This window comes from Paenibacillus sp. WG02 (genome assembly GCF_055396115.1).
Window position 1 is genome coordinate 3,703,790 of the sequence record NZ_AP036016.1, and the last position, 17,340, is coordinate 3,721,129.

Below are 17,340 nucleotides of genomic sequence, written 5' to 3' on the forward strand. Positions count from 1 at the left end.
CGTGATTACTTGCGAGGGATTAGTCAAAATTTATAAAACAGACGAGATTGAAGTTGTCGCTTTGCAGGGACTAAACATTCAGATCGACGCCGGCGAGCTCATGGCCATTATCGGGAATAGCGGAAGCGGCAAGTCCACATTGCTGAACATATTAGGAGGGCTTGATCGTCCTTCTGCAGGTCAAGTGAAAGTCGGCGATTGGGATTTACTGAAGATTACCGATAAGCAGCTAGTTGATTACAAACGACATACCGTCGGCTTCATCTGGCAAAATAATGCGCGAAATCTTGTCTCATACCTGACCGCGCTCGAGAATGTGGAAATGCCAATGATGCTCAGCGGGAACTATGACCCTGTCTACGCGAAGCAGCTGCTTGAATGGGTCGGTCTCAGCCACCGCATGAATAACAAGCTGCAAGAACTGTCCGGTGGTGAACAGCAGCGCGTGGCAATTGCGATTTCGCTTGCTAACCGTCCGCGTTTGCTGCTTGCGGATGAACCTACGGGGTCGGTGGATACGAAGACGGCGGATATGATTCTTTCTATTTTTGGGCGGCTGAATAAGGAATTAGGTGTGACGATTGTCATTGTTACCCACGATATGTCCATGGCAGGCAAAGTAGGGCGAGTCGTTGCCATTCGAGACGGCATGACAAGCTCGGAGTTTATTGCTCGCAATCCTTCGATTTCCGCACTCGGCGGAACGTCGGCAGGTCTCACAGGTGATGACCATGAGGAATATGTGGTACTGGACCGTGCGGGACGATTGCAGGTTCCGAAGGCTTACTTGAACGCTCTGCAAATTGACGGTAAAGCTACGATGGAGTTTGATGGCGAGAAAATTATGATTAAAGCACCGAAGGATCTATCTACGAGTGAAGGTATCGAACGAATGGAAGTAAATTCACAAACCGTTGGAGGAAAATTAAAATGAAGAAGATTTCACGTAAAATGCTTGCTACAACCCTAACACTGGTTATGGTAGCTCCATTAGCAGTTGCTTGTACCAAAGGGGAAAAAACGGATGATAAGCAGGAGCGCGTGCTTAAGATCGCGACTTCTATGATGTACGGAGGTGATGACGAGTATTTCAGACAACAATTCACCGAAATATTTGAATTCGCCAATCCCAATATCAAGATTGAAATGATTCCAACGATGGATGATAAGTTCCGTTATGGCAACATTCAACCTGGAGAAAAAATGCCCGATCCCATGGAAAAGCTGAAGGAAGTTATGCAGGGAGATAATCCGCCGGATGTGGTTATGCTTGGTTATGAACAGCTGCCGGATATGATTGAAAGCAACATGCTTACACAGCTAGATCCACGAATAACGAAAGATAAATTCGACACCGCAGGGATCGTTCCAGCGGTTATGGATGGTATGAAAAATGCAGGCGGCGGGAAGCTTTACGCACTTGCTCCGACATTCAGCTCTTCTGCACTCATTTATAATAAGAAAATGTTCACAGATGCGGGGGTAGATTATCCGAAGGATGGGATGACTTGGGATGAGACCTTCGATCTTTCCAAACGCCTTGTTAAAGGGGAAGGGGACAGCCGCATCAATGGTTTCGCATTTAATACGCAATCGCAAGGCGGAGATTTGTTCTATGGTATGCAAATGTACACAGTTCCGCTGCAATTGAAAATGTTCGATGATGCTGGAGAGAAAATGACGGTGGATACGGACCAATGGGAAAAAGTTTGGGTGAAAATGGCTCAGATGCAAAAAGAGAAGGTGTTCCCAGAGATGATGGATCCGTCGAAACCGATGAACCGTCAGTATGATCAAAATAATCCTTTTGCCTATGATGATTTCATGTCAGGCCGCTTGGCCATGGCGATTATCAATTATGGTCAAATTCAACAGCTTACGAATGCAAACAAAAATGCAGCGAATTTTAAAGGCTATACACCAATCGAGTGGGATGTTGTAACGATTCCTTCCCATCCGGAAGCAAAAGGTGTTGGCGGATCCATCTATATGAATGGTATTATGGGGATAAATGCCAAAGCGCAAAACCCTGAGGATGCTTGGAAATTCATTAAGTTCATTAATGGCGAAGATTGGGCAAAATTGAAATCTCATAGTTCCTATAACTTGGTTGCTCGTTCCAAATATTTGAAGCCTAAAGATGGATTGGACTTTCATATGGAAGCTTTCTACAATGTGACACCAGCTCCAATGGATAATAACATGAAAATTTATCGCACGAATCCTAACATTTATCAGGTACAAGAAATTGGTCGTACGCAGTTTATGAATGTCCTTCAAGGGAAAACGACAGCTCGCGAAGCACTCAAGCAATGGCAGACCCAGGGGGATGCGATGCTCAAACAAATGAAGGAAAATCCAAATACGCCTATGAACCCGATGATACAACAGGCTGTGCCTGCTGGCTAAGGCATGTTGGAATTCTTATAGGATGATATTATGAAGGAGGACGCTCATTACCATGTACATCAAGAAACGCTATCGCTTGGCAACCATTGCTTTGTCTGCTGCATTGGCACTAGGATCTGTTACACCTGTTTGGGCGGATAGCAGTCCATCCGCTATTACTACGACCTTAGGTAAGGTTTCCATTACTGGCAGCAGTTACTTTGAATTGAAACAGATCCATGTATTGCCTGATCAAAGCGGCAAGCTCGCGACATTTACAATTACCATTCACAACGAAGGGAGCAGTGAGCTGCAATTTATTGATTACTGGGTAAGGCTAAAAAGTAAATCCGGCAATCAATTTTCAGCACGCTTGCTGCCTGCAGATAAGGATAAGAACCGGGTTGCTCCCGGTTCAACGACTGATTTAACGTTCTATGCGACCGTTAACACAAGCACGAACCTGCAAGATCTCGTTGTCCAATTTATCAAATGGGATTTTAGCCAGTCCAATTTTGAGCGTGTCCTGGGCGAAGTCGCAGTACCGGATACTTATACAGATGTGACACCTTCAGATGGCGCTGCTGTCATTTCTGTAAATGGAACCAACGTGAAAGCTGCGATTAAAAAGTTTGTCAGCAATAAGAATGAAAAATATCACGTTCCTACCGTATATGTGACTTTAGAGAATGCTGGCAATCATACCGTTACGATTCCTTCTTACCTCTTCTCCATTCGTACCAAAGAGGGCTTGCTTTATCCATTGGAAGCAAAAGGATTGAAAGATTTGAAGATCAATCCGAAGGAAAGCAAAGAAATTCAGCTATCGGGCTCCATTCCGGTAGCCGTTTCACCGGACGAGTGGCAGTTAGCGGTAGCTGAAACCATTCCTGACTTGAAATTAAATGTTTCCGTTGCGAATTTTGGGTTGCCTGCCGTTACGCAGCAAGAAGGCGGCTCTGTTGGTAAGGAGTATTCCTTCACAAGTAAGTCAGGTGTATATACAACTCAGCTTAATGGATTGCATCGATTACCTTGGGAAGATCAAGACCTATTGACGGCTGATTTGACACTAAGCAATAAAGGTGAGGAATCACTTCCGATCCCGAAATTATCAGGGTACTTCCTACTTGATGGAGCTGTGAAAATTGATGCCAAGCTCATCCAGACGGCGAAAGTAATCGGATTGGGTGCAGGAGCGAGTGTCAATCTGCAAATAGCAGGCAAAGTGCCATATACGTATGAATTTTCACAAATTAAATTAGTTCTGCAAGAGAATGACGGGGAAACGCCACCAACTGGAACGGGTACTGGTACGAGCAGTACTGCAGCAACAGATGTGCTGGAGTTCTCCACTCAGGCGGAGCTTCAGGCCATTCCATTCATTGGTATGGGACAGTCCTATACATCCAATGATATTGGGCGTAAAGCGAAGTATGTAGTGCGAAGTGTATCCACCTATGAGGATAAAACGAATATCATGTACTCCGCAATGGTGGAAGCGACCAATTTGGAGAAGCGATTCACGAATGTATCCAAGTTCGTTGCCAATTTCCGAACCTCGGATGGAACGGTTTTCCCGGCAACGGTTGCTGAAGTAAAGAACAAGATTAGTCCAACAGGAAAAGCGTTATTAAATGTATGGGCTTCTGTGCCAAAAGGTTACACGACAGCGAATATGAACTTACTTCTCGGAGAAGCAGTGACCGAAGGGAAGCTGTCGGAAGGCGAGAAAGCTGTTGCGGATTCCTATGTGAACCCCGTTTCCTACTGGCTGCCTGATGAGAAGACGAATGTACTGACAACGCTTAAAAATGTCGAATTGTTCCCATATACGGTTACGATTGATAAGATTGGGACATCGATTGATAATGGCATATTTACTTTAAAATTCAACTACGAGTTAACGAAAGAAAAACTGACTGAGATTAATACTGAAGGCCATAATTTGCTGCTTGTTTTTGAAGATGGCGGTGGGATTAAACGATTTGAGAAAAAGTTTGATTTCAAAGATTTCGATGTTATCAACGGGGATTCAACGGCAGATGAAGATACGAAGATGCGTCTGGGTAAGCGGGAGAACTTCAAAATTACAAATCCTGACCCGGGTCTCATTTATAACACCAAATTCTTACAGAAGTATACACTCAGTATTTATGACGAGTTTCAAGGTCAGAGAAAACTGCTGGCTTCACAGAAAGCTGATTGGTTTATCACAACGGACTAATTCATTATTTAAAGCGAAGGCACTCAGCCTTCGCTTTTTTTCATTTAAGTCACATGAAGTCATAACCATTTATCGGCTCATATGACCAATTTATGACTCAAATATGACTTCATTCACCTGTTTTTATCAAAATGAAGAGCTATAATAAACCCTGACCGAGAAAAAACATAAAATTTTCAATTCTAGTTTATGTTTTGTTAAGAAATTCCAAGTATGATAATTGAGTGAGCACGAAGGATGTAGGTATTAAAGCTGGTGATAGGGGAGAAGTGAGAATGTCCAAGTTAACCGAGTTTTCAATGAAAAATGTGGCAGCTGTTTTCATCGTCATGCTGCTGTTGGTCGTAGGAGGAACGTTTTCTACAACCACATTAAAGGTAGAAAGTATGCCAGATATTACATTTCCGGTCGTCATTATTAGCACTACATACGTAGCACCTCCGAAGGATGTGCTGGATGAAATTACAAAGCCGCTAGAGAAGGCTGTCGCAGGGCTTGATGGACTCAAAACCCTGAGCTCCAGCTCACAGGACAATTATTCACAGATTATCCTGGAGTTAAATCAAGATAAGAAGCCTGAAGATGTGAAGAAAGATGTGGAGAGCCTGATCTCCAATGTGAAGATGCCTCAAGGTTCGGAGAAACCTAAAGTGTTAACAGCAGGCTTTTCTTCCGAACCGGTCTATTATTTGGCGGTTTACGGTGAGGCAGGAATGAACCAAACCGAGCTGGATAAAGCCTATAAAGATACGATTCTTCCTGGCTTTAATGGCCTCAAAGGGATCGACCATGTGGATTCTGTAGGCAATCAGGACGCTGTACTTACCATTAAGCTGGATGCTCCTGCGATAAATAATTATGGTCTATCACCTGCAGATGTTTCGGGTTTGATCAAAGCCTCATTAGTATCTAGCCCTGCGGGTACGGTTGATTTCAATGGAAACACGCAGATGGTTCGAGTCAAAGGCGAAATGGATACCATTTACAGTTTAGATAATTTGAAAATCACAACGAAAACAGGCGATACGCTGCTTCTCAAACAAATTGCCAAAGTCGAAGCCATCAGCGAGTCCAAGTTCATTGCGAGATTAGATGATCAACCAGCCATCGGTGTACTGCTTTACAAAACGAAAGCAGCGAATGCTGTTGAGTTTGCAGATAGTGCAGATAAGCTTATGACGGATTGGGGAAAAACGCTGCCTGGCGTGAAATTCCACAAAATTTACAATTCAGCTAACGATATTAAAGATTCTATTCACGGTATGGTGCAAGAAGGCGGATTAGGCGCAGTGCTTGCCTCACTAATGATCTTGCTCTTCCTGCGTAATATACGTATGACGATCATTGTACTTGTATCAATTCCTCTTTCGATTCTTGTTACGTTATTAGTCATGGGACCTCTAGGCATTTCCCTTAACATCATGACCTTAGGAGGAATGGCTATTGCCGTCGGGCGGGTCGTCGACGACAGTATCGTCGTTATTGAGAATATCTACAGTCAACTGCAAAGAGCGCAAGAACGTAACGAATCTGTTATTAAATTAGCAACGAAACAGGTGTCTAGTGCGATTACTTCCTCAACAATTACAACAGTGGGTGTATTTGGTCCCATCGGATTTGTTAGCGGGGTCGTTGGTGAAGTATTCCGTCCTTTTGCGATTACACTCGTCGTTGCCTTATTGTCTTCCTTGATTGTTGCCTTAACGGTGATCCCGATGCTGGCGAAGCTGATGGTACTTCGAAGCAAGAAGCTTACCAATCACGATGACAATCACGTAGGACCTATGGCTGAGAAATACAAAAAAGCGATCATATGGTCATTGAATAACCGCATCAAAACATTATTGATGGCTGGTTTAGCTCTTATACTCTCGATCATTATTACAGTACCTAATTTAGCGGTGGCTTTCATGCCCAATAGTGAAGCCGTTAAACAAGGGGTCATCGAAATTAAAATGCCGCGAGAAACATCCATCGAAATGATGAATGAGAAGTCCAAAGAACTTGAAAAAGACTTGAAATTACATAAGGACAAAGCGGGCAATTCCGCATTCAAATACATTGAATCCCTTGTAGGCTATAACCAGAGCAGTGACCGCTATGCCTATAGAGCGATGATGTTTTTCGAGCTAACAGCAGAAACCGATGCGACAGAAGGTGTCAAAAAGTATAAGGAAGATTTGTTGAAACTGATGCCTCCAGGATCCGATGTGAATATTCAATTGTTTACTGGTGGGCCTCCTACCTCAACTGGATCTGATTTCTCCTATTCACTAAAAGGGGATGACCAGCTTTATCTCAAGCAAGCTTCGCAGTTGGTAAAAGATAAAATGAAGGAGTTTCCTGAGCTGAACGACATTAAAGACAGCTTGAGTGATTCCAAAACCGAAGTAGAGATTACAGTAGATCAAAACAAAGCACGCTTGTACGGACTCTCCAGTGCTCAAATTTTACAATCCGTTAACGCCTGGATTGCCGAAGAGAAGCTTGGCGACCTGAAATTTAATAATGTCACTTATTCCACCAAAGTTATGTTGAATCCCGCTTACAAAAACTCTGTGGATAAACTGGGTACTTTCTTAGTCAAGACGCCTACCGGTCAAACGATTCAGTTAAATGAGGTAGCTCGAGTCAAACAAATTGAAGCGCCAAATAACATTAGTCGTGAAGACCAAGAACAAATCGTTAGTGTAAAAGCGAAAATTGATGCCACAGATAAAGGCGGCGTCAGCAAGAAAATTACAGAAGAGTTAGCCAAGTTAGAACTTCCTTCAGGCGTTACTCGTGAAGTGAAGGGCGTATCCGATGATATAAATAAAAGCTTCATGCAAATGTTTATGGCCATCATCGCTTCCATCTTCATTGTTTACATGGTCATGGTTATTGCCTTTGGAAACGCTAGAGCACCGCTTGCGATTCTGTTTTCACTGCCGCTTGCTGCGATTGGGGGTCTTTTAGGACTCTTAGTAACAGGTGAATCGATCAATGTCACTTCGCTCATCGGTTTCCTCATGCTGATCGGTATCGTTGTAACGAACGCAATTGTACTCGTAGACCGCGTACAGCAGCTTAGAGAGCAAAATTATTCGATTCGTGACTCCCTAATTGAAGCGGGAATTACGCGGTTAAGACCTATTATCATGACGGCAGGTGCAACAATCATTGCACTCTTGCCTTTAGGACTTGGATTATCCAAAGGAACGATTATCTCTAAAGGTTTGGCAGTCGTTGTTATTGGCGGTCTTACGACTTCAACTTTGCTAACACTGGTAATCGTGCCTATCATGTATGAGATTTTGTTTAAGAAAAGAGAAGGCCGTTGGTTCAGGAGAAAAGGAAAGTCCAATTCTATTCAATCGGAGAAAGCAACATCTGCCCTCCAATAAGCTAAACAGGGGAAAAGGAGAAAACGAATATGAAACGTCAGTTGTTTATGATTAAACAGAGTACTAAATTATTCGGTGTCGTCGCGCTCAGCGCGGCGATAGCCGCAGGATGTTCCGCATCACCAGCAGCAAGTCCAGCAGCAACAACGGCTGCAGCCGAGCAAGGGGTTAAGGTAGTCAAAACAGCCAATATTGCCAAGCAAAAGATTGGTGAGCCTGTTGAACAAGTCGGAGACGTTGTATCTTCCGTTCAATTAGATGTTGTCGCGAAGACCGGTGGCGAAGTCATAGAAATCGTGAAGAAACGCGGAGATCACGTAGAAAAGGGCGAAGTGCTTTTCCGCTTGGATCCAACGGATGTACTTATACAGAAGGATTTGAATTCCGTGAATATTAAAGGGGCTCAGGCAGGACTTACGGAGGCTAAACAGAAGAATTCCAACGGGATTGAAGATGCCAAGGATGGTGTTTCTAAACTGGAAACCGCCGTTAGTGATCTGGAGAAAGCCTACAACACGGTTCGCAATGAATATGATCTAGGGACAGCAACGAAATCTCAATTAGATCAAGCAGAAACGGCGCTTAGTAATAGAAAGAAAGATTTAGCAAGCGCACGTAGATCCCTGAAAACACTGCAAGAGACGAATTCGCTCGCACAAGTTGAGACTAGTTTAGAAACGGCGCAAGTAAATGCGCGGAATATTGAGAGGACTCTTAGCAATCTTGAGGTAAAAGCACCGGCTTCCGGCGTGTTGACGGATCTCAATGTGACTGTCGGTCAAACGTTAGCGCCAGGCGGCCGCGTAGGGGAAGTCCAACAGACGAATCCGGTCAAAATCAAATCCCAACTCACGGAATCGTTGGCTAATCTGGTTAGAGGCAAAAGCGAATTGACTTTCTACATACCAGGGGTATCGACGAAAGCGGGAGCCAAAGTGGTCTACTTATCGGATGTGATCAACGGACAATCCAAAGCGTATGATCTGGAATTGGAGGTTCCGAATCCGGATGGCAAGCTGAAACCAGGCTCCAAAGCACAAGTTGAACTTACCAAGGATGATGAACAAAACGTGCCTGTCGTTCCAAGTCTTAGCATCGTTCGCGAAGGCGGAAATAACTTTGTTTACATTGTAAATGGTGAGACCGTTCAGAAGCGTAAAGTTGAACTTGGCCGTTTGAATGAGACCAACCAAGAAGTGATTTCCGGCGTCAAAGAAGGCGAGATTCTTGTTATTTCCGGTCAACATCAACTAAAAGATCAAGATAAAATAAAAGTCGGTAACTAACAAAAACTTAAAAAGGAGAGACTTTGAGCTCCTGCTCAAAGATCCCTATAATTGGAGGAGAAATAAGTGAAGAAGACGATGAAGAGATCACTAGCTACCATTGTTCTATCAGCTGCACTTTTAACTACAGCATCTTTTCCTGCTTGGGCGGCAGATGGTCTGAACTTGGCAGCAGCAGCGGCAGCAAATACGAATCTAAGCTATACACTGACGGATAAAATTGAGGTTGAAATTAAAAGCATGCTCAATGAGCACGAGTCGGATTCAACGAAATTGGGTGCCGTTATTCGAATTAAAAATACGAGTGGTAAGATCACTCGTGTACCTGACTTTGAATTGCGGGTTCGCATGGCAGATGGCGTTGAATATACGCTGCAGCCTAGTGCCAAAAATCCTAAATCCATACAACCCAAGAGCCAGCAAGAGCTCAGCTACCTAACGACGGTTGAACGGAGTGATGATGTTGCTCTTACTGACCTCAGCTTTGTAGATGTGAATCTTGAGGTATATCCAAAAGAAGAAACAACACTGCTTGCCGTGGTCGTTGACTCTGGCATGGTATGGAATGGCAGTGACAGCACGATAACGAAACCAACCGCGATCCTGAAATGGGGAGAAGCCTTTACCTTACCTTCTTTGCGCTCAACCCTTGGATTCTTACCTGTTGACATTCATAAGGAAATCACAGCCAAAGGCGTGAGCACGGTTGTTCAAATTCAAGTCGTAAATCCGACCAATGAACGTCAGACCGTTCCTAACTTTGGGATTGATGGGAAAACAGAAAATAACGTTTATTCCGGCAGTCGCGCCGAAGCTTCTGTCATGCTAGATCCAGGTGAAAAGAAATATATCCATATTGTCATTCCAAACGAACTGGATACGGAATTTACTAGCTTGAATGTCGTAACACCAGAGAGTTTTGCCATTGCTACCGGTGATGGTAAGTTCCGCGAAGACACCTATCGGGTAGGTCGAGTCAATATTCTTCTCCCTACTGGTGCCGCGACACAAGGAGTCATCCCAGCTCCAGAATACACCTTGGGTACACCAGTTAAACTGGATTCAACAAATAAGTTTGTACCTTCCAATGTGGATGTTTCTTTGGTTGAATTACATGTAACAAGTAATGAAGACGATGGCTTTAATACAGCTGTGGCGAAATTTAAACTGACGAACAACAGTGACCGTCCGATCCCAATTCCGGCGATCCAAACGGAACTTGTTAGTAAAGATGGTTATGCATATGGAGGAAGAAGACAAGAAGCTACAGCTCTAAGTGTTGTGCCAAATGCTTCGTATGTGGTTAGTTATTCGTATGCACTTCCAGCATCAGAAAAAGGTGAAGGATTGAAGATGAACCTTTACAGCCAACAGGTTAGTGGAGAAACGACTTATAAATCACTGCTTGCGACGGCGAAGGTACCTGTTCAGAAGAATGATCCAACGAGTAAAACACTAAACGTATATCCTTACGATATAACGATTAAAGATTGGACGATTTCAGCTATTTTCCAAGGTAATATGACGTATGATTATAAGCTGAAGCTGGATCTGGATATTAAGCCGGATAAGCAAGTAACGGTTGATAAGTTTAACAGTAAGCTCTCATTCGAATTATTCGATAATGTTGGTAATCCGGTTGGAAAATCAGTTGTAGCATTGTCAGGCGAAGGACGTTTATACAATGGATCAAACACAATTAACCTAAATGCGAGATCCAACCAACTGGACTTCCCGATTCAGGTCAAAGTATTTGAGACATTCACAAACGAATTTGGTGAATCCGTTAAACGTTTGTTGACCACATTCAAACAATAGATAATGAAACGAAAAAACTACTTGGACATGTGCGTCTAGAGCACTTCCAAGTAGTTTTTTGCTATATATGGAGCGGTTCTTATTGCAATGTGGTGGAGTGCTCATAAGGAGATCTTTTTTTGGATAAGATAGGATTAACGAAATGAACATAACGGAGTGAAAGCAATGAACTGGATATATTGGGCTAAATTATATGATTCCAAGTTTCAAGCGGGCTGCCTGGCGAAAAGAATGGAAGAAGACTGGTGGATTTACGGCTATGAATGCCCACAAGAAGTGGAAGTATTTAAGTCCAAAAAAGGGCGTTTTGGCGTTCGTTATAACACGTAATTTGTACGAAATACCCTAGAAATTAACGCTTGACTTAGACCGCGCATTTAGTGTATATTTATTTTTGTCGCTGTTGAGCGGCAACTAATGACGCGGGGTGGAGCAGCCCGGTAGCTCGTCGGGCTCATAACCCGAAGGCCGCAGGTTCAAATCCTGCCCCCGCAACCAAATTTTATTTTGGGCCTATAGCTCAGTTGGTTAGAGCGGTCGGCTCATAACCGATTGGTCGGGGGTTCGAGTCCCTCTGGGCCCATAGCACGTAAACCCTTGGTATAAGGGTTTTTATTATTTTATAGCATCAAATAAGCCTCTCGGTCTCATCACTTTTCGATGATATGGAGAGGCTTTTTAGCAAAACAGGCTGAACATTTCGGAAATGGATGGGATGTTGAATGACAACACTATTCGGAATAGATCTTGGGACATCTAGCTTAAAGACGGTTGCTATGAACCCCATGGGACAGATCGTAGGCTTATCTTATCAAAGCTATGACATTCATTCGCCCTTGGTTGGCTATGCGGAGCAAGAGCCTCAATCTTGGTGGGAGGCAGTAACACAAACCTTATCTGATGCTGTTAGGCAAGCAGGCGCCGATAGCGGTGACCGTTTCGCGATAGGCTTATCAGGACAAATGCATGGTCTTGTTGCGATCGGGATGGATGGGCAAGTGCTTCGGCCAGCGATTATATGGTGCGATCAGCGTTCAGTTGCACAGAAGGAACTGATAGAGACGATGTTTTCTAACGAGCAGCTAGGCAAGCTAGTACAGAACAGGGCTTCGACCGGCTTTCTGCTTTTATCACTGTTGTGGTTAAAGCAGCATGAACCGGAAACCTATGAAAAGATTTGGAAAGTCATGCTGCCGAAGGATTATATCAGGTACAGGCTAACCGGCGAAGTAGGAACCGAGTCAACGGATGCCTCAGGTACGTTAGCTTATGATGTAGCCAATAAGTGTTGGTCCAAAGAACTGTTGGGACAGCTCGGAATTGATCCGGAACTGCTGCCAACCGTACGTGAGCCTTGGGAAGTTGCAGGAAGTCTGACAACTGAGGCAGCAATCGATTGCGCAATTCCAGCAGGCACTGTTGTCGTCTTTGGTGGTGCAGACCAACCCATGCAGGCTATTGGCAATGGGATTTTACATCAGGGGCAAGCTTCGTGTACGTTGGGTACAGGTGGACAATGGTTTGTGCCTGTAGCTGCGCCTACCTATGATTCCTTGCTGCGAACGCATACCTTCACCCATGCAGCGCCAGGCAAGTGGTATATGATGGCGGCGATGCTGAGTGCAGGTCAATCGCATAGATGGCTAACTGAAAACATCCTCCACAATAAGGACTTTAAGTCACTCGATGAAAGCGCTGCTCAGGTTCCCCCAGGCTCAGAAACGCTTATATTCCTGCCCTACTTGACTGGAGAGCGAACCCCGCATATGGATCCATTTGCCAGAGGGGCCATGTTCGGATTAACGCTGAAGCACAATGAAGCCCATCTGGTTCGAGCTGTCATGGAGGGAGTTGCTTTTGCGCTGCGCGATGGGCTGGAGGTATTGGTGGCATTGGGCGTGAGAGTCGAGCGAATCGTGATGGCCGGTGGTGGTGCTAAAAGCTCCGTATGGCTGCAGATACTTGCCGATGTGCTAAGTTGTGAGCTATTTCCATCCGCTATGAAAGAGCAGGCTTGCATTGGTGCGGCGATGATGGCAGGAGTAGGGGCGGGCGTCTACGCATCTATAGAGGAAGCATGTGAGATCGTGGTGAAGCAAGTCGAGAGGCCGATTACGCCTATTCTGAAGAACAGATCCATTTACGAAGAGCAGTATGCTTTATTTAAAGAGCTATATCAATACAATAAGGAATTGTTCAAAAGAATGAGCGGTGTAACCATTAACCAATCCTAGACATTAAAGTCAATAGCGAAGAACATCAAAACTTAGTTCCTTCTTATGAGAAGTTATTATACTGTCTACATAGTTAATTGATGAAAACCTGAGGAATCAATTTTTTTGACACGCGTGACGAGGATTCGTATGTGTTGAGAATGGGGATAAGAAATGGGGGAAATAGTGAATTGGGAAATTGGGAAGGAAAGTTGTACGGAGTACAACAATTTCCTCGATTTCTACGGGTAAGCTAAAAGATGTTGTATTGTGTGCAACAATTTTTCCTTTTTAAAAGAAATATGGATATTTTCGGTAAGAAATGTTGTATTTTTTGCAACAATTCCGCGGAAAACGTGAATTATCTTGCGTAATGTTGTACAAAATACAACAAGACAAGGATGATCAAGCGAATGTTTGAGATATTTACGTCTAGGGCGTAACATGCTTTTATATCAAGCTTTACAAACTATCTCGATAAATGTAAGCGTAATCCTTTTTTTTGGATAAAAGACACTCGGAAGAGAAATCTTATACAAGGTTGCCAACAGTAAGACATTAAAGTACGTGAAGACATTTAGTAGTAGCTTAAAGCATGAATAGATGAAAAAGGATCGAGGCTGACGATAATCGTCGGCTTTTGTTCGTTGTCCTTATATCGAGTCAAAATGCGTCAGGAGCGATGGTTGTCTGCAGCGTTGAATGGATGGTGTGCTTATTTTCGAATGTTATTGTAAAATTAATGGTATACCGATTCAAAAGGAGAAAGTTATGTGCCGAAATATTAAAACTCTATTCAATTTCGATCCAATGGCTACTGACGATGAAATTCAGGCAGCCTCGCTGCAATTTGTTAGAAAGATCTCAGGCTTTACTGAGCCTTCAAAGGCTAATGAAGCGGCATTCAATCAAGCTGTCGTGGAGGTAAGTAATGTTGCCCGGAATCTGTTGGACTCCTTGGTAACTAATGCTGAGCCTCGAAATCGTGAGGTTGAAATCGAACGTGCGCGTGCTAGGAATGCCAAAAGGTTTGGAACAAAAGAAGATTAAGAACTTCATAGATGAAGGGCGGGTTCTTTCTTACGGGGAGAGAGCCTTTTTTGTGTTTCTTGGATAGGCATTCAACTTGTCCTTGTAGCGATCAACCCTCGCTGCGCATATCCTGTATGAAACTAGTAGAAATTAGGTGATAGAAAGTGACCAAAGGTTTTGATTGTTCAACGCCTTTAACGGCACAAACCGCCGCTGCTTTCGTCAAAGATGGCTACTTGTTTGTAGCCAGATATCTCGTTCCGAGTGGTTTCAAAGCGTTAACCAAAGGTGAAGCAGACACGATCAGCGAGGCAGGACTGCAAATCGTATCTGTCTTCGAAACAACCGCAAATCGAGCTCTCGGCGGAAGAAGCGCAGGTTTGGCGGATGGGGCAACGGCTGTGCAAGTTGCTCATAATCTTGGCCAGCCACCTGGCAGCTGTATATATTTTGCAGTTGATTTTGATGCCTCAAGCGCCCAAATGCCTACCATTATTGCCTATATCCGGGCAGCGAGTGAGGCGACACCTGACTATACGACAGGTGTATATGGTTCTTATACGGTGATGGAAGCCGTTCGTAACGCGGGAGCTAGCTCTCATTTTTGGCAAACGTATGCTTGGAGTGGCGGTAAAAAGTCGAGTTTTCTAAACATGTATCAATACTTGAACGATGTGGTTGAGCATGGGATTGGCGTGGATTACGATGAATCGTATGGGTATGAAGGTTGGTGGAGCACGATAGCACCACCTGAGCCCCCTGTGTCGTATCCTCTGTCTCCTAAAGATGCCAATGTGATTATACCGTTCCTTTCGGCTGGATATGAGGCGACGTCATCAACTGCGGCTAAGGAGGAATTTCATCGTCTTGCTAATGAGCTGCGCAGAGTTTCGGGTCAACCGCAACAATAATCGCCTTAAAGTAAACCGAATCCTCCATTGATACGTTTACTCTATTGAGTAGATGTACACATTCAAAGGAGGATTTTTAATATGAAAAAAAGCTTATTCGCGGTTGTACTCGGTTTCGTTTTGCTGGCTTCAAGCATCTTATCGGTTTCAGCTCATGACCATGAGCCTGGGCATGATAGCATGGCGGTCTGACATGAGTATGAAAGCATCCGTACAACAGCAGGTAAAATCCGATATGAAGCTAACTTTAAATGGTAAACCCTTGCAGCTGGATGAGTCTTACCTCATTGATAACTCTTTGTTTGTGCCGTACCGTGCCTTTGCAGAAGGCATTGGATCCGAAGTGGGCTATGATGCCGCGACACAAACGGTAACGGTAAAGAAGGACGCAAAAACGGTTAAACTTATGATCGGATCCTCCGAAGCCAATGTGGACGGTGCCAAAATATCTATGGTCGGTCCAGCACAGTTAATTAACAGTTCCACCTTTGTTCACTCCCGGTTTTTGGCTGAAGTGTTCGGGATTAAGGTCATGTATGATGAAGCAACGCGGACGGTAAATCTCGACAGCGGAGGGACTTCCGGATCTGGACAAGAGGTAGCCAAAACCTATTACGTGAATATGGAGGGCTTTGCTTTCAAAGAGGGGGATATCACCGTTGAAGCTGGCTCTACGGTTATTTTTACGAATAAGGATAAAGTGAAACACAATGCTGTCGCTGATGATGGCAGTTTCAAAACCGCGCTTTTGGCAACGGGTGAATCGGAAAGTGTTACGTTTGCCAAGCCAGGTGAGTATACGTACTTCTGTCAGCCTCATAAGGATTTCATGAAGGGTAAAATTACCGTGAAATAAAGATCATAAGCCCGGCATCTCTCGACTAGCGCAGAGATGCCGGGCTTTATTATTGAATGACGGCGCTGCGGATATACCATCGCTCATCAAGCGAAGCTCTTTCGAGGCGAAAGAGCACGCGCCTGTTCACAACCGCGGATGCACGCATCGGCGTAGCCGAAACGTCAACCGCGGTGTCAAGCTGCAGGAGCTGGGACACGTCCCGCTCCGGGAACTTGGACAGTCGGCGCATGCTTCGCACATGCACCGCCTGTTCTTGCCCGGTGGTGACCTGCAGCAGCTGCAGGTCACCTTGGTTCGCTGCGCTGATCCACACGTCGATCAGCGCCCAGGGCGAGAGCTTGCTGATGTATTCCGTCAGCAAGCCTGCCGCTCGGTGCACCATGACCTGGTGCGCCGGGTCTACGGAGCGGGAGCCGTGCGTCACGCTCCCGAGGAAGTGAATACAGAAATGACCGTTGAAGTCATTTCCCGGAATACCGTCACCTCCATGCGGCATGCCGTGCATGGATCCGGCCAGCGTGCGGCCGTTCAGCTTCACGAGGACCGCCTTGCGGTCCCAGCTCCAGGCGCCGCCGTAGATGGCTTTGAGCGTCGCGGAGTCGGCTTTGGTCAGCGGCTGTACATCCGCATGATGGGAGCCTGCGCGGCGCTGCCCCTCAAAGCTAAGACCGCTCTCCACGTCTACGATAGTGAATTTACTGTATTTGGGGAGGACTTCACTCGCCTCCTCCCAAGAAAGTATTTCGCCATAGTGCTTGGCTCTAACAACTTGAACTTGAGAACGAAGCGTGTCTTGAGCGGCGCTTGATATGTTTAACGTGAGTCTCGCCGAGAGATCCACCACTTCACCATTCGGAGTGACACCATAGCTTTGTTGCACACCCTTTTTATCAAAGGAAAGCGTGGTATCCGGGAGAAGGGGGGCGATGAATGGGGCACCAGTACCTCCATCTTCTAGCTCTCGTTGTAATTTTTTATCTACAAATGTAGCTTCAGTTTGATAAGCAGCGTGAGGTGAAACTTTAACGACCAGCTGGAGCTTCCCAGAACTCGCGGTTTCTTCAAGCTGTGGCATTTCGCCGTAAGTATGCGCGTTAATCCCTATTGCAGCTGTTAGTAGGCTTGTAAGCAACAGCGTGCAAAACAGCTTTCGGAGCAAGCTGTTTGCTCGGTATGGATGCATAGGTTAGCTTCCTCCTAATTCAGTTTGATAAGCACAT

12 protein-coding genes and 2 tRNA genes are annotated in these 17,340 nt (G+C 44.9%); 13 read left to right on the top strand and 1 reads right to left on the bottom strand.

Annotation, left to right across the window (positions count from 1 at the left end; genetic code table 11):
- Position 1: 1 nt before the first annotated feature.
- The 13 genes from ACBP55_RS16385 to ACBP55_RS16445 all read left to right on the top strand — a co-directional run bounded on the left by ACBP55_RS16385 (position 2) and on the right by ACBP55_RS16445 (position 16,117).
- Positions 2 to 934 (top strand): ABC transporter ATP-binding protein, encoded by a 933-nt coding sequence (locus ACBP55_RS16385; protein ID WP_464652808.1) that lies wholly within the window; start codon positions 2 to 4, stop codon positions 932 to 934.
- A complete protein-coding gene (locus tag ACBP55_RS16390; protein WP_464652809.1) occupies positions 931 to 2,409 on the top strand; it encodes an ABC transporter substrate-binding protein in 1,479 nt (492 codons plus the stop codon). Before ACBP55_RS16385 ends, ACBP55_RS16390 begins: the two co-directional genes overlap by 4 nt.
- A 52-nt stretch (positions 2,410 to 2,461) precedes the next feature.
- Positions 2,462 to 4,615 carry a hypothetical protein gene (locus ACBP55_RS16395; protein ID WP_464652810.1) on the top strand — a complete coding sequence of 718 codons (2,154 nt, stop codon included), beginning with the start codon at positions 2,462 to 2,464 and terminating at the stop codon, positions 4,613 to 4,615.
- A 275-nt stretch (positions 4,616 to 4,890) separates the two neighbouring features.
- The gene (locus ACBP55_RS16400) at positions 4,891 to 8,001 is read left to right on the top strand and encodes an efflux RND transporter permease subunit (RefSeq protein ID WP_464652811.1); all 3,111 of its coding nucleotides are present in this window, start codon (positions 4,891 to 4,893) and stop codon (positions 7,999 to 8,001) included.
- Between the two features lie 29 nt (positions 8,002 to 8,030).
- On the top strand, positions 8,031 to 9,287 hold the full coding sequence (locus ACBP55_RS16405) for an efflux RND transporter periplasmic adaptor subunit (protein WP_464652812.1): 1,257 nt from the start codon (positions 8,031 to 8,033) through the stop codon (positions 9,285 to 9,287).
- Between the two features lie 66 nt (positions 9,288 to 9,353).
- The gene (locus tag ACBP55_RS16410; RefSeq protein WP_464652813.1) at positions 9,354 to 11,105 is read left to right on the top strand and encodes a hypothetical protein; all 1,752 of its coding nucleotides are present in this window, start codon (positions 9,354 to 9,356) and stop codon (positions 11,103 to 11,105) included.
- A gap of 165 nt (positions 11,106 to 11,270) precedes the next feature.
- Positions 11,271 to 11,435: a hypothetical protein gene (locus ACBP55_RS16415; RefSeq protein ID WP_164484139.1), complete on the top strand. Its 165-nt coding sequence runs from the start codon at positions 11,271 to 11,273 to the stop codon at positions 11,433 to 11,435.
- Between the two features lie 91 nt (positions 11,436 to 11,526).
- Positions 11,527 to 11,603 (top strand) — tRNA-Met (locus tag ACBP55_RS16420).
- A gap of 11 nt (positions 11,604 to 11,614) precedes the next feature.
- Positions 11,615 to 11,688, top strand: a tRNA-Ile gene (locus tag ACBP55_RS16425).
- A 139-nt stretch (positions 11,689 to 11,827) separates the two neighbouring features.
- The gene (xylB, locus tag ACBP55_RS16430; protein WP_464652814.1) at positions 11,828 to 13,339 is read left to right on the top strand and encodes a xylulokinase; all 1,512 of its coding nucleotides are present in this window, start codon (positions 11,828 to 11,830) and stop codon (positions 13,337 to 13,339) included.
- A gap of 750 nt (positions 13,340 to 14,089) precedes the next feature.
- Positions 14,090 to 14,368, top strand: coding sequence for a DUF2277 domain-containing protein (locus tag ACBP55_RS16435; RefSeq protein ID WP_464652815.1), 279 nt, complete (start codon positions 14,090 to 14,092; stop codon positions 14,366 to 14,368).
- A 146-nt stretch (positions 14,369 to 14,514) separates the two neighbouring features.
- Entirely contained in the window at positions 14,515 to 15,261 is a 747-nt protein-coding gene (locus ACBP55_RS16440) for a DUF1906 domain-containing protein (protein ID WP_464652816.1), read from the top strand.
- Between the two features lie 193 nt (positions 15,262 to 15,454).
- Positions 15,455 to 16,117, top strand: a complete 663-nt coding sequence (locus ACBP55_RS16445; RefSeq protein WP_464652817.1) for a stalk domain-containing protein — start codon at positions 15,455 to 15,457, stop codon at positions 16,115 to 16,117.
- Positions 16,118 to 16,166: 49 nt separating this feature from the next.
- Here ACBP55_RS16445 and ACBP55_RS16450 read toward each other — a convergent pair whose 3' ends face one another.
- Positions 16,167 to 17,303 carry a hypothetical protein gene (locus ACBP55_RS16450; RefSeq protein ID WP_464652818.1) on the bottom strand — a complete coding sequence of 379 codons (1,137 nt, stop codon included), beginning with the start codon at positions 17,301 to 17,303 and terminating at the stop codon, positions 16,167 to 16,169.
- Positions 17,304 to 17,340 lie beyond the last annotated feature (37 nt).